The organism is Microcoleus sp. S1D4 (assembly GCF_036700765.1).
In the GTDB taxonomy this organism is placed as follows: Bacteria; Cyanobacteriota; Cyanobacteriia; order Cyanobacteriales; family Microcoleaceae; genus Microcoleus.
Map to the genome: position 1 here is coordinate 129296 of NZ_JAUBPP010000003.1, position 12842 is coordinate 142137.

Genomic DNA, 12842 nt, shown 5'->3' on the forward strand with positions numbered 1-12842 from the left:
GACATTAGTTATGGCTAGATTTCTTTAATATCAAGCTTATTAGTTTATAAAGTTCCCGTCATTACCATAGGCCCCGCAGGATTTTTAAGTAAGGGCGATGCTTCAACCGTAACAACTAATGGTGTTACTTCCGCATTAGCCGGCAGAGAAAGTTTGACAAAAACTGTTCCTGCTTCATTAGTATTAAATTGCTCCCAAGCTATTTTATTATTATTATTAACTGACCATAACTGATAAAACTGACCCTTTGGTAAAACCGGAAGGTTCCTTAAGATTAAAACAGCTTTGGGTTCACCCGGTGTGATCACAATATTTCCAGAAGCAGCAGATGCGTCAGCCATCCCTTTGAGGGAAACTAGACGAGTATTAGGCTGTTGCAGCATTGCAATCACATCTTTTTGTCGCATTACCTGAGCTTCAAGCGTTGTGATTTCTTGCCTGAGTCGGTAGTTTTCCACACCAACGGCCAACGCCAATAATGCCGCTATGCTACCAAGAACGCGACTCCATTGTAGAGGTGAGTGCTTCAGTTTTTTCTGGGGTAATGAGTTAGGAGATCCAGAAACATGAGGATTTGGTACTGCAATGCTAGCCGCCGAGGCAGCTTCCAAAATGGCGGAATAAATGTGTGGTGGCGGTGCGATATCAGGTAGGGCGTAGGGAATAACTTCCAGGACTTCCTGCAGGCTAGCTACCTCTGTAGCTAGTTCAGGATTTTCTTTCATCACTCGCCTTAATTCCTCAGCTTCTGAGGAGCTGAGGTTGCCAAGTACATAACCTGCCATCAATTCTTCTGAGCGATCGGGAAATAAAGGCTCTGTCATAGGTGCAACTAGCCAATTAAATTTTTTAAGTTTTTTCTTAAGTTCAATAAACCTTGCCGAGACCAAGTTTTAATTGTTCCCAGCGGTATACTAAGTTTAGCTGCAATTTCTGATTGACTCAGACCCTCATAGTAAGCCATTTCTAACACCTGTCGCTGTTGTTCTGGAAGTTGAGTTAAGGCATCGCGAACACAGTGGGAGCGGTCACTTAAAGAAGCTGACTCGAAAGGGGTGAGAGGGGGAATTTCAGTAGCCATCATCTGACTCCATCGCTGGAGAAATTTTAAGTTAGTGCTGCGAGAACGAAGTTTATCAATTGCCCGCGAGCGAGTCATAGTTGTCAAAAAGCTGCTCATAGAGCCGCGATTCGGATTGTATGCGCCCCTATTCCAGAGAGTTAGAAATATCTCTTGGGTTAAGTCTTCTGCCTCTTGAGGATTGCTGAGAATTCTCAGCGCCAATCTGTAGACTAAGCTGCCATAGCGGTTATAGAGAATGCCCAAAGCAGAGGGTTGACCAACACTCATCAACTGAAATAACTCAGCGTCAGTCTGTTTGTCAGGGTTGTCCGCGCTTGTTTCGGCAGAGTTCAAATCCATAGGTGTTTTGTAGAACAGACCTAAACCGATAATTTTAAGTTGACTCTGGTTATTGCAGCAAGCGCGTCTCTAAAAATAATCGGGCATCATCTTCTTAAATACGACCACCAGAGCTGATTGGATGTATACAAGCTGAGTATCTTGACCTCCCTCACAACAAATTTAGGATATTGACAATCCAATCACAGGAGTAATCCGTACTATAAGAGGAACCACGGCTAGCTATTACCTGCTGACTGCTCAAATCAAAATTCATCAGATTTGGAAGAAAAATATGAACCGGAAAGTGCTTTATTTGATTGTTGGTCTGACTCTAACGGCTAGTCTGTATGCCTGCTCTTCTACTCCTAGCGCTTCCCCTGATGCTATGAAGAGTCCTGATGCTATGAAGAGTCCCGATGCCATGAAGAGTCCTGATGCTATGAAGAGTCCCGATGCTATGAAGAGTCCCGATGCCATGAAGAGTCCCGATGCCATGAAGAGTCCCGATGCTATGAAAAAATAGCCTCCACCAAAGACATCACCGACTTTTACCTTCAACTGCCATTCATCTCTCGCCATAACTCTACCCAATTTGGCGGCGAGATGAATGGCGGACTGTATCTCAACAATAATTAATAGTTTATTCCGATCGCACTTCACAGTGGCAGAGTTGGAAAAAACGGAGCTAACCAAAGCTGTATCTTGACATCCCAACCCAAAAGAATCGCGATCGCACTTCCCACAACAATTACGCCGCCGATTCTTTGTAAAGCTTCACTGTGGGGGCGCAAACGTAATAAGTGCTGGCTGAAATAGCGTCCTCCATAGGCGATCGCCAGTAGCGGCAACCCAGCGCCCAAACCGTACAAAATCAGTAAAACAAACGCAGTTACAGGCTGAGGATTGACAACAGCTATGACCAGAATACTGCCAAGAACAGGCCCCGCACAAGGTGTCCAAAGCAAGCCGAGTTGGGTTCCCAGCCAAAATTCGCCAACCAATCCTACTCGTGCGGGTGCTTTGGGCCAATTTTCAAAGTGTAAATATTTAAACAGGAGTTGATAACTCTGCGGAAAAATGGCACTTATCCCAGCAATCAAAAGAAAGGCAAGTGCTCCAGTTCGGAGGATAGTAGCAAAGCTGACAAACCACCCTGATGTCACTCCCAACAAGCTCCCAATTGCCGCAAAACCAGCGATCAATCCTGATACCAAAGCAATGGGCCCATAGCGATGAGATTGCAGGCTGCGTCCTAATAATATGGGTAGGATTGGTAAGACGCAGGGCGAGAGAATTGTTAAAAATCCTGCTAGTAAAGCCACACCAGCCGAAGTGAGTGAAATTGCCATCTGACTAACCTAATAACTTGCGAATTGTCTGTTCGGTTTCCTCATAGGCTCCTTCGCCAATACGATCGTAGCGCTGAATGCCTTGTCGATCGGCTAAAAATAAATGAGGCCAGTATTCATTCTGGTAAGCCGCCCAAGTTTTAAATTCGTTATCCAGCGGCACTGGATAGGTAATTTGGTGTTCCTTCAAAGCTTTTTTGACATTGTTTGCATCCCGCTCAAATGGAAATTCAGGGGTGTGTATGCCTACAATCTTCAATCCGCGATCGGCATATTGCTGGTTCCAGCGGACGATGTAGGGCAGAGTGCGCTGACAGTTAATGCAGGCAAATGTCCAAAATTGCACCAACACCACTTTGCCTTTAAGGTCAGCTATTTTCAGCGGCGCAGAATTTAGCCACTGGCTGATGCCTTGAAACTCTGGTAAAGACTTTCCACTTGGTGAGGCAGCAACGTTCTCGGCTGTGGGAAAATTAGGAATTTTAGCAGGATCGGGTATGGGGATATTGTCAGAGCTAGAAGTTACGATACCAGTTGGGATAATATCTTTCTTAAGCCCACAACCCAGAGCAGTCCCACCAACTCCCAGCCCTAAATACCAAAGTAATTGGCGTCGCCCCAGCCAGCGATTGTTCATAAAGTAATTTCCTTCCTTATTTACTTTATATACGGAGATGACCGGAAATTGGATGTTTTATGCAAACAGGAAAAATTTTAAATCCAAAATAGACTTAGCATCGTATTAAGTTAGAGACTACTAAAAACCCAGTCTCTTCTGGACTTATGCAAAAAGTAGTTTTACGTGCTATTTATAACGATCAGGTGCGGTGTGCATCGCCCTACATATAGAGGTTTTGCATAAATCCTGTTCTTGTCACCCTTACGCACTATGGATTCATCTGCTCCTTCTAAAAAATCTCGGTCTAAACCTTTACCGAGTCAGACTACTTTGGCGAAGTTATTTCACTGGTTAAATATCATTAGTCTAGTTATGATGATTGGCAGTGGATTGCAAATTTACAACTCGAATCCGGTTTTTGGTGGGCGGGGAGGATGGCAGTTCCCACCCATATTTTTGCTAGGCGGTTGGCTGGCTGGTGGCAGGCATTGGCATTTCGCGGCCATGTGGTTATTCGCACTCAATCTATTTTGGTACGGTCTCTATATTTTGTTCACCCGCCGCTGGCAGCATCGTTTTCTCGGCTATAATGACCTGAAAGCTTTGCAGAATTCTCAGAACCAGAAGCGCAAAAATTATTCATGGCACCGCCTAGCTTACACAGCAATTATTCCGGTTTTGCTACTAGCTTTATTTAGCGGAATGGGAATGTATAAACCTGCTCAATTCCACTGGATTGTTGATTTATTCGGCAGTTGGCAGGCGCTGAGAGTAGTTCACTTTATATCGGTTCCTACCGTCATCATCTTTGCACTAATTCACTCTTTGCTGGGCCTCAAGGTAGGGGGTTGGCGCTTGGTTCAGTCAATTTTTAAGTAGAGGTTTCCTTATGTTTCCAGACTCTCCTCGTTTGTGGCAGCGCCGCCAATTTCTCCAATTATCTGGACTTTCTAGTATCGGTTTGGTTTTAGGTGGTTGTGGGTTGATTCCATTTGATGAGGTGGTGGGTAAGACTTTTGAACCTCTCAACCAAAGTGTTGAAGCTTTGTTGTTGAATCCTCAAAAACCAGTACCGGAATTTCCTGCTAGTGCGATCGAGCCGAATGCCTTAATTATCAATACCTTTGATATTACTCCAGATATTGATGTAAAAGCTTTCCGTCTGATAATTGATGGTGAGGTAAATCGTCCTCTAAATCTCAGCCTGGAACAACTTCAGATTATGCCTTTGAGTGTGATGACAATTCGCCATGTTTGTGTGGAGGGTTGGGCTGCTATCGTGCAGTGGGGCGGAGTGCGGCTGCGGGATTTGGTAGCACTTGCCCAACCAAAGGCAAATGCTCGCTACATTTACTTTAAGTCTGCTGATGGCTACTACGAGAGTTGGGATATGCCTTCAGCGTTGCACCCTCAGACTTTGATGGTTTATCAGAAAAATGGTAATCCTCTGAGTGTTGAGAATGGTGCGCCTTTACGCCTCGCATCTCCAATTAAGCTGGGTTACAAACAGAGTAAGTGGGTGACTCGAATTACATTAGTTTCTGAATTGCTGCCTGAAAAGGGTTACTGGGAGGATCAAGGTTACGAGTGGTTTGGAGGGCTATAATTAATAATGTGTTTGAGAAGCCTGAATTAGGCAGTCTCCTTAGTTTTGAGAATTGGTATTAATTAACAAGTGGATGATGTACAATGAAAAAACGATTATTTTTGAAAGCGGGTCTGGCAACAGCAAGCATGGCATGGTTATCGTCCTGTTTGCCTGGAAAATCTGATGTTATGGCGGCTTCTAAGGGGGTTTTTGAAATTACTAAAACCGAGGAAGAGTGGCGCAAGATTTTGACACCGGCACAGTTTGATGTGTTGCGAAAACACGGCACAGAACGCTCTCACACTAGCATTCTCGACAAGCAATACGGGAAGGGAATTTATGCCTGTGCTGCGTGCAGTTTGCCAGTTTTTTCGTCGAAAACCAAATTTGATAGCGGTACTGGCTGGCCAAGTTTTTATGAACCGATCAAAGGGGCGATCGGCACATCGGTAGATAATTCGCTGTTTGGGACTAGAATTGAGGTGCATTGTCATCGCTGCGGCGGGCATTTGGGTCACGTATTTGATGATGGCCCTGCACCTACTGGGAAACGCTACTGCATGAATGGTGTTGCTATGAAATTTATTGCTGGCTGACATTCTTTCACGGGTACTCCTGTGGTATGGAATCCGATAATCATCCATCCGCAAAACCGCTAGTGCAGGCGGATTCGCGCGGATGGTATAGTGATTTTTGGGACGTGAGGACAGGGAGGTTATTTATGAATGCTGAAGACAACACTTCGGACTGTTTTTGATTGCCGATCATATAATAAGAGTTTCATGGCGATCGAGTACGGGAGGGGTTTGAGCAAGAGCATTCGGAATTTGGATCGGCAAGCGGATGCTTATACGCGGACGCATTTAGAGGAAACGCGCGATCGAATTTCTAAGGTTTTGAATGCTCAGATTCAGTCGAATTGAGGGTTTTCAAAATTTAGTTCTACGGCTGAAATTGCAATGTTAGATCGCTTTTGTAGTTGAGGGCGATCGGGTTGTCGAACTCATGTTAAAATAGCAAAACTCAGGCTCGTTCAATAATTGTATAAACTCTTTGAAATCCTGGTTCAGCATGGTATTTCCAGTGATGAAATTCTCGACGAATGGTTTCTAAAGCAGCAAGTCACACAGCATAAGGCTGACTCCGCCAATAAGCTACGTCTGACTTTGAATTTTTTCAGTTTGTTTTAGTGACTGCGATCGAATGTTTTTCAAACACGGGTTCTGAAGTAGTTATTCTCGATCGAGGTTGAATCTGTGAATTATATCAATATAAGGATGCAGTGGCAAGGGAAGAACAAAAATGGGTCAAAAATCCATAATAACCTTACGGTTTAATAACATCTATTATTTCCTGCAAGGTGAAATAAATATAATAAAAAATGGGTTTTCCGTTAATATCGATTGTTCCATATCTATAGTGAGTTTTTTTATTGTTATGGTAATCATCATCGAATGGTTTGAATTGAGGGTGAGATGTTGGAGAAACCGTATAATTATGGGGTAAATGGCTTACTTCAATAGGCGCGCATTTTTGATCGAAGGTAATTCCCCATTTAGGAGACACATCTAATTTGCCAGCGTGATCGCGTTTACCTAAGTCAACAAAAATATTTTCATAAAAATAGCTAATAGGCTTTTCAGTAAAGTCTTTTTCTGTAATTGTATTGGAATAGTTTATCTGAGATTTTTTGACATCAAATTCAATTTTAATTATGCGTTTAAAGAAAAAAGTAACTTTATTCAAGATATATTGCTCAACAGCATTTTTTTGCTTTTCACTTTTAAATGCTATCAACGGCAGGTAATCACTTTCAAAGTTTAAATTTTCGTTATAAACATCAACATTTTTTATGTCTCGATTCATAATAAGTTCTCCTTAAGATATTCACTTTGGATTAAAAAGAAGTTAGCTTTAAAGACACGAATTCCTTTTATATCTAGTGATGGGTCAACCTCGCCTAAATCATTAATAGGTGGTGATTCGTAGTAGTACGGGAGAAAAAATAAATTTTCTGAAACTGTATGTGTTTGTTGAAGTGCTAATTCATAAGTAAGCTGCTTAATAATATCATGTTTATACTTGTTCTGTTCTTTAGGAGATAGATTAGAAGGATTAAGATAGAACTCAAGTGGAACATCTTTATAATCAATTATTCTTAGGTTAAAATCCCTGTTGGTTAAAACCAAATCAGGACGTAAAAATTTACGCCTTAAACTGATTGAATTTTCTGTATCATAACCATAATCCTCTTGATAATCTGGATGTGCTACGGCTCCATTTGTTAAAACTAGATGTCTAGGATTTAAGTTAAATTCAATAACAAGTAACTGATGCCATTTCAGTTCTTGAATGTCATCTTCAGCTTTATCTGATTCAGTAGAATAAATCCATTGCTGCCAGAAAATAGAGCCATTTGAGACTTTGATTGCGCAGTTACCAACTCTATTTTTTTCTTCCCTTCTTTGAGGAAGAGGATTATCATGATCCTTCAAAGGTATATCTGTATCTGCATAGCAAATTTCAGCTTTATGCTTTCTGAAAAAATATGTATTACACATATCTTCCCAAATCAACGAAAATCCTTTGATTCCCCAGTAATCGCCATCATCAAGCCCTGGATTAAGTTCACCATATAAAAATATCTCAATAGCTTCATAAAGACCCCAATAATCAGTATCCTTGTAGTAAGTATTTTTATCTATAGTATCTAGTGCTTCTTTTAGAATACTTGTGGTTTCTAAAAAAGTATCTTGATCAAAAATTGATTGTTCACTACTTAAATAATCATCTTTAAAACGTTGAGCGAGAAAACGAATATCTTGAGTACGAGCTTTAATATTATCGGGTATATCTTCTTTTAATTGTTGAATAATTTCATCAAGAATATAACAATAAAGATTAACAATATCTGTATTTTCATAAAGCAAGACTGGACGGGGTAAATCCATTGTTTCCACATAAATTACATCATTCTCTAGATAGATAGCCCTATCTAAGTATTTATAAATTTGGGAATAATCAATATCTTCAGTCCGTTTGATTTTTCTTTGAATTGAGTTAATAGCCAAGTCATCGTAAGTTTCGAGTACACACTCAATCATTTTGAGTTTGCTATATAGCTGACAAGGTTCTCCTTCCTCTGTTTGCAGAGAAATTCCACCAGAAGAAACAGTCGTCTGATCTTGATCTGTTTGATAATGAAGTCTGTTATAATTAACTCGATTTTTATTATCATTTTCAAATTTGCGAAAGGTACGATACATTTTAAAGAATAAATCTCGCACCTTATCGAAATCTCCTTCAGGAAAGTCATTAAATCCATTCGGTAGCCAGAATTCGTAAGTATCTCCTGATTGTGATTTACGAATTCCTACAAAATTCTCATTAGGGTCTTTGACCAGCTTAATTTCTGAAAAGTTAATCATTGGTTAATTTAACTTTGATTTAATTACTTAATATTCATAATTTTTTCAACAAACATATTATGTAACTTGGTGAAGTCACCAAAAGTGACAAGTTCATCTCTTTGTTTACCTAAAAGCTCTAACAAGGGTTTTTTATCCCGGGTAAAGACACTATCCCACAAGAAAAACATTAGCTTGTTTTGAATTTGCTCTGCCGTGATAGGCCGTTCTTTAATGAAATATTTACCAATCTGCTTATCTTCAATTCCACGAATGGAAGCATGATGGCTTTTGATAAAATTATTAATTTTTTTAATAAAAACTAGCCATTCTTTCTCGTCAAAAGCTCCTTGTTTCGCTTTTCCGTATGTTCCACATGGAGGGATACTATCATCCCAATTGACAAACTCCCAATTCCAACGCCGTTTAAAGGCACTATCCATAAAATAAATCGAGTTGTCAGATGTATTCATAGTAGCAAGTATGGATAAATTGGGGGGAATCCGAATAGAACTACCAATTACTTTACTTTTTTCAACTTTAATATTAATCTTAGATAGAATCTCAAAATATTCTTCAAGAAGTTTACCACTTTTTACCTTTCCGTATTTATACAAGGGGCTACCATCATCAGATTTTCCACCTTCCTGAAATCCTATTAATTTCACTATTGTTCTTAGTTCTAAATCAGAAACATTAATGCCATAATCTGACCAGCCATCTTCATGTCGATCCAAGAGTTGAAAAACTGTACCGAAAATTGCTGAGGAATTACCTCTATTTATTTCGTCGATAACCAGAGCAACATTTTTCAGCACTTCATCTTCTTTTTTAGAAAGTATATTTTTATAAGCTTGTGCAAGTGCTTTTAAAAAATGACCTTCATAAAATTTGTACTCTACTTTTCCATCAGTTGTAGTTAGTGGCATCAGTTTTCCCATAAAATCACCATAGGTATACTCAGGATGAAAAACTGTTTTTATGACATTTTCCGGGTCACTTTCTTTGTCAATTCCTAAAAGTTTAGGAATTATTTCATTGTCAATTCTGTAGCTTTTTCCAGTTCCAGGGCTGCCAAAAAAAATTTTCTGAATGGGAGTCTTCACCACTATTAACCTTTAATGCTACAGGGAGTTATGATTATGATTATGATTATGATTATACTGAATATTCCCCCCAAATTCCTTTCTATTTGCTACCTGAGTAGTAAATTTTTGTAAAGTTTTTAGCTGGCGATCGATCAATTCAAAGAAGAAGGTGGGAAATTCCTGAAACAGGCTGTAGAAAATTGTGTCTGTTTTCATGAGTTTTAGATGCGAATCTATAGACACCACTCTATATATTAATCGAATAATCGAAATACAGACTTAACAGGTGCTATAATGCCCGATGGAGAAATCCACCAGCCAGAAATCTCCGACAAATCAGCCCAAAAAGTGACTTATATGACGCGCAAAATTATTCGTACTGACAAAGCACCCGCACCCGTGGGCCCTTACAATCAAGCGATCGCCGCTACGGGCACTATGCTGTTTGTAGCTGGTCAAATTGCGATCGACATTCGACTCAACGATATCGTCTACACCGACGACGTGGCAAAGCAAACCGAACAAGTTATGGCAAATCTCGAAGCGATTCTCACAGAAGCCGGCGCTACTTGGTTGGATGTGGTAAAAACTACGGTTTTTCTCAAGGATATGAATGATTTTGCCGCCGTGAATGCGGTTTATGCGAAATATTTTGATGCGGAAACTGCACCGGCGCGCGCTTGTGTGGAAGTTGCTCGCTTACCGAAAGATGTTTTGGTGGAGATTGATTGTATTGCTGTTATTTAAACTCAGGGAATCGGCGGTTGAAACCGCGTCTACACAAACGATGTCCGCCTCCGCGGACTAAGAGTAAAAGCGATCGCCATTCGTCAATATCTGTCAAAATCTTAGCACCAATATCCTAGAAATCGAAGGGTAAAGTGCGCGACTGTCTTAACTCCCACAGCCGATCGCACAAAGTCGATCTGTCGCTGTCGCGCACTCCACACCCAAATCAACCCGCAACAACCGGATTGAATCTTAACCAAGCAATTAGCAATTACCTCCTAGCAATTACTAATTACCGCCCAGAAATTAGCAATTAGCAATTACTTTTGAGCAATTACCAATTACCAACCATAAACTACTTATTCAGCGCTTCGCGGGCGGCTACCGCTTCATCAGGATGAATGTTCAAACGGGTCAAATTAATTCGACCTTTATTGTCAATTTCTCGCACTTTGACAATCACTTCATCATTCACAGCTAACTCGTCTTCCACTTTCCCAACACGGTAATCCGCTAACTGGGAAATGTGAATCATTCCTTCTTTTCCTGGCAGAATTTCGACAAAAGCGCCGATCGGAATAATTCGAGTTACGCGGCCGACATACACGTCTCCAGCATTCAACTTCCGCGTCATGCCTTGGACAATATTGTAAGCCCGCTGAGCTTTCTCGCTGTCGTTACCGGCAATTGTCACGGTTCCGTCGTCTTCGATGTCAATCTTGACACCGGTTTCTTCGGTGATGGCTTTGATTGTTTTGCCACCTGGCCCAATTACCAAACCGATAAATTCTGGATCGATTTTCAGGGTTAACAAACGCGGTGCAAACGGCGACATTTCCTTGCGGGGAGCGTCGATGGTTGCTAGCATTCTTTCTAAAATGTGCAGTCTGGCGGGTTTTGCTTGGCGGATGGCGGTGGCTATGACATCTAAGGGCAAACCTTTGATTTTCATGTCCATTTGCAAAGCAGTAATTCCGGTGTCGGTACCGGCTACTTTGAAGTCCATGTCGCCTAAGAAGTCTTCAATTGCTTGAATGTCTGTCAAAATTCGGACTTCATCGCCTTCTTTGATTAATCCCATTGCCGCGCCGCTGACGGGTTGGGAAAGGGGAACGCCTGCATCCATTAATGCTAGTGTCGATCCGCACACTGAACCCATTGATGTTGAACCGTCGGAAGAAAGGATTTCGGAGACTACGCGAATTACGTAGGGGAAATCTTCTTTTGATGGCAAAACTGGGACTAGGGCGCGTTCTGCGAGGGCTCCGTGACCGATTTCTCGGCGTCCGGGCGATCGCATCGGTTTAGTTTCTCCGACGGAAAACGGCGGGAAATTGTAGTGATGCAAGTAGCGTTTGTCTTGCTGTGGGTGCAAGTCGTCTCCTAAGTCTTGGGCGTCGCCGGGGGTTCCCAGGGTAGCTGTGGACAAGACTTGGGTTAACCCGCGATTGAACAACGCACAGCCGTGTACTCGCGACGGCAGCACCCCTACGCGACAAGAAACGGAACGCACCTCGTCTAGCTTGCGGCCGTCTACACGAACGCCATCTTCGATGATTTGCTTCCGCATCATTTTTTTGGTAACGTCTTTGAAAACGTTGCCAATTGTCTTGCTGTTGGCACCTGCAGCTACTTTGATCGGATCGTCTTCGGCGAGTTCGGCGATCGCAGCTTCGACTTCATTGGCTTTCACTTCATCTAAAGCCGCATTCCGTACTGTTTTGTCTTTTTCAAATCTTGACAAAATGATGCGGATTGGTTCTTGGGCGCGATCGCGAATAAAGTTTTCCAAGGCCATATCTGGCGATGGTCTTTCCTCTACCACCAAATCGATGCCCAATTCTGCCATAATTTCGCGCTGGGCTTGAATCAAGTCGCAGGCTGCTTCGTAGCCGAAGTCGATCGCCTCGATGATATCCTGTTCCGGCAATTGGTTGGCGCTGGCTTCCACCATGATTACTCCGTCTGGAGAACCGGCTACCACGAGATCCAACTCGCCTTCTTTGATTTCGCTGTAGGTTGGGTTGATGATGAAATCGTCCCCTACCAAACCAACTCGCACCGCAGCCATCGGCCCGTAAAACGGCATTTTCGCCAGCAGTATCGCTACTGAAGCGCCCGTTACCGCCAAAACGTCCGGCGGTACTTGTTCGTCCATCGACAGGGTTGTGGCTACGACTTGGATGTCATCTCGCAGCCAGCTTGGGAATAGCGGGCGCAGCGGGCGATCGATCAAACGCCCAGTCAAAGTCACTTTTTCTGGGGGACGCCCTTCCCGGCGCAAAAATCCACCGGGAATTTTACCGCCTGCGTAGAGTCTCTCTTCGTAATCCACCAACAAAGGCAGGAAATCAATTCCTTCTCTCCCCTGCGATCGAGTGGCCGTTACTAAAACGGCCGTGTCACCCGACTGAATCAAAACTGCACCGCCTGCTTGAGGCGCCAGTAAACCAATCTTCAGTCTAATATCCCTTCCATCGAAGGATATTGACTTGTCTATCTCTACCATGTAGGACTGCTTCCTTATCTACCACATTCTTTCTCTGTCGGGATCGTAACACTACCACAGGATGTTTGAGAGTCCAATGCCAAAAGAGAGAGATTATTTGGTGCGGTCGATCGAGTCATGGCGCTGGATGTGTAAGCATTTATACTCT

General features: G+C 42.3%; 16 protein-coding genes. 7 read left to right on the top strand and 9 right to left on the bottom strand.

Annotated elements, in window-relative coordinates:
* Positions 1 to 44 precede the first annotated feature (44 nt).
* Together QT998_RS04535 and QT998_RS04540 are read right to left on the bottom strand one after the other, a co-directional pair.
* Entirely contained in the window at positions 45 to 824 is a 780-nt protein-coding gene (locus tag QT998_RS04535) for an anti-sigma factor (protein ID WP_333116288.1), read from the bottom strand.
* Positions 825 to 832: 8 nt separating this feature from the next.
* Positions 833 to 1423 (bottom strand): sigma-70 family RNA polymerase sigma factor, encoded by a 591-nt coding sequence (locus QT998_RS04540; protein ID WP_333088448.1) that lies wholly within the window; start codon positions 1421 to 1423, stop codon positions 833 to 835.
* Between the two features lie 274 nt (positions 1424 to 1697).
* Between QT998_RS04540 and QT998_RS04545 the strand changes: the two genes are divergently transcribed.
* On the top strand, positions 1698 to 1928 hold the full coding sequence (locus QT998_RS04545; protein WP_333088447.1) for a hypothetical protein: 231 nt from the start codon (positions 1698 to 1700) through the stop codon (positions 1926 to 1928).
* A 133-nt stretch (positions 1929 to 2061) separates the two neighbouring features.
* Here the strand turns inward: QT998_RS04545 and QT998_RS04550 are convergent, their stop codons facing one another.
* Positions 2062 to 2754, bottom strand: coding sequence for a cytochrome c biogenesis CcdA family protein (locus QT998_RS04550; RefSeq protein ID WP_333088445.1), 693 nt, complete (start codon positions 2752 to 2754; stop codon positions 2062 to 2064).
* Between the two features lie 4 nt (positions 2755 to 2758).
* Positions 2759 to 3391: a thioredoxin family protein gene (locus tag QT998_RS04555; RefSeq protein ID WP_333116286.1), complete on the bottom strand. Its 633-nt coding sequence runs from the start codon at positions 3389 to 3391 to the stop codon at positions 2759 to 2761.
* A gap of 252 nt (positions 3392 to 3643) precedes the next feature.
* On the opposite strand from QT998_RS04555, the gene QT998_RS04560 reads away from it, so the two are divergent.
* The 4 genes from QT998_RS04560 (at position 3644) to QT998_RS04575 (ending at position 5884) form a co-directional block, all read left to right on the top strand.
* The gene (locus QT998_RS04560; RefSeq protein ID WP_333088443.1) at positions 3644 to 4252 is read left to right on the top strand and encodes a cytochrome b/b6 domain-containing protein; all 609 of its coding nucleotides are present in this window, start codon (positions 3644 to 3646) and stop codon (positions 4250 to 4252) included.
* Positions 4253 to 4262: 10 nt separating this feature from the next.
* On the top strand, positions 4263 to 4979 hold the full coding sequence (locus QT998_RS04565) for a molybdopterin-dependent oxidoreductase (RefSeq protein WP_333116284.1): 717 nt from the start codon (positions 4263 to 4265) through the stop codon (positions 4977 to 4979).
* An 83-nt stretch (positions 4980 to 5062) separates the two neighbouring features.
* Positions 5063 to 5557, top strand: a complete 495-nt coding sequence (gene msrB, locus QT998_RS04570; protein WP_333116282.1) for a peptide-methionine (R)-S-oxide reductase MsrB — start codon at positions 5063 to 5065, stop codon at positions 5555 to 5557.
* A gap of 129 nt (positions 5558 to 5686) precedes the next feature.
* The gene (locus QT998_RS04575) at positions 5687 to 5884 is read left to right on the top strand and encodes a hypothetical protein (RefSeq protein WP_333116280.1); all 198 of its coding nucleotides are present in this window, start codon (positions 5687 to 5689) and stop codon (positions 5882 to 5884) included.
* A 403-nt stretch (positions 5885 to 6287) separates the two neighbouring features.
* Here the strand turns inward: QT998_RS04575 and QT998_RS04580 are convergent, their stop codons facing one another.
* The 4 genes from QT998_RS04580 to QT998_RS27405 are packed head-to-tail and all read right to left on the bottom strand — an operon-like array spanning position 6288 to position 9672.
* Positions 6288 to 6827: a hypothetical protein gene (locus tag QT998_RS04580; RefSeq protein ID WP_333088437.1), complete on the bottom strand. Its 540-nt coding sequence runs from the start codon at positions 6825 to 6827 to the stop codon at positions 6288 to 6290.
* On the bottom strand, positions 6824 to 8389 hold the full coding sequence (locus tag QT998_RS04585; RefSeq protein WP_333088436.1) for a hypothetical protein: 1566 nt from the start codon (positions 8387 to 8389) through the stop codon (positions 6824 to 6826). Before QT998_RS04585 ends, QT998_RS04580 begins: the two co-directional genes overlap by 4 nt.
* 23 nt (positions 8390 to 8412) lie before the next feature.
* Positions 8413 to 9474 (bottom strand): restriction endonuclease, encoded by a 1062-nt coding sequence (locus QT998_RS04590; protein ID WP_333088434.1) that lies wholly within the window; start codon positions 9472 to 9474, stop codon positions 8413 to 8415.
* Between the two features lie 18 nt (positions 9475 to 9492).
* The gene (locus QT998_RS27405) at positions 9493 to 9672 is read right to left on the bottom strand and encodes a DUF2887 domain-containing protein (RefSeq protein ID WP_442921517.1); all 180 of its coding nucleotides are present in this window, start codon (positions 9670 to 9672) and stop codon (positions 9493 to 9495) included.
* Positions 9673 to 9750: 78 nt separating this feature from the next.
* Here QT998_RS27405 and QT998_RS04595 point away from each other — a divergent pair, with 78 nt between their 5' ends.
* On the top strand, positions 9751 to 10203 hold the full coding sequence (locus QT998_RS04595) for a RidA family protein (protein WP_333088433.1): 453 nt from the start codon (positions 9751 to 9753) through the stop codon (positions 10201 to 10203).
* A 134-nt stretch (positions 10204 to 10337) separates the two neighbouring features.
* Entirely contained in the window at positions 10338 to 10502 is a 165-nt protein-coding gene (locus QT998_RS04600; RefSeq protein ID WP_333088432.1) for a hypothetical protein, read from the top strand.
* Positions 10503 to 10540: 38 nt separating this feature from the next.
* Here the strand turns inward: QT998_RS04600 and QT998_RS04605 are convergent, their stop codons facing one another.
* Positions 10541 to 12694: a polyribonucleotide nucleotidyltransferase gene (locus QT998_RS04605; RefSeq protein WP_333088431.1), complete on the bottom strand. Its 2154-nt coding sequence runs from the start codon at positions 12692 to 12694 to the stop codon at positions 10541 to 10543.
* Between the last annotated feature and the right edge of the window lie 148 nt (positions 12695 to 12842).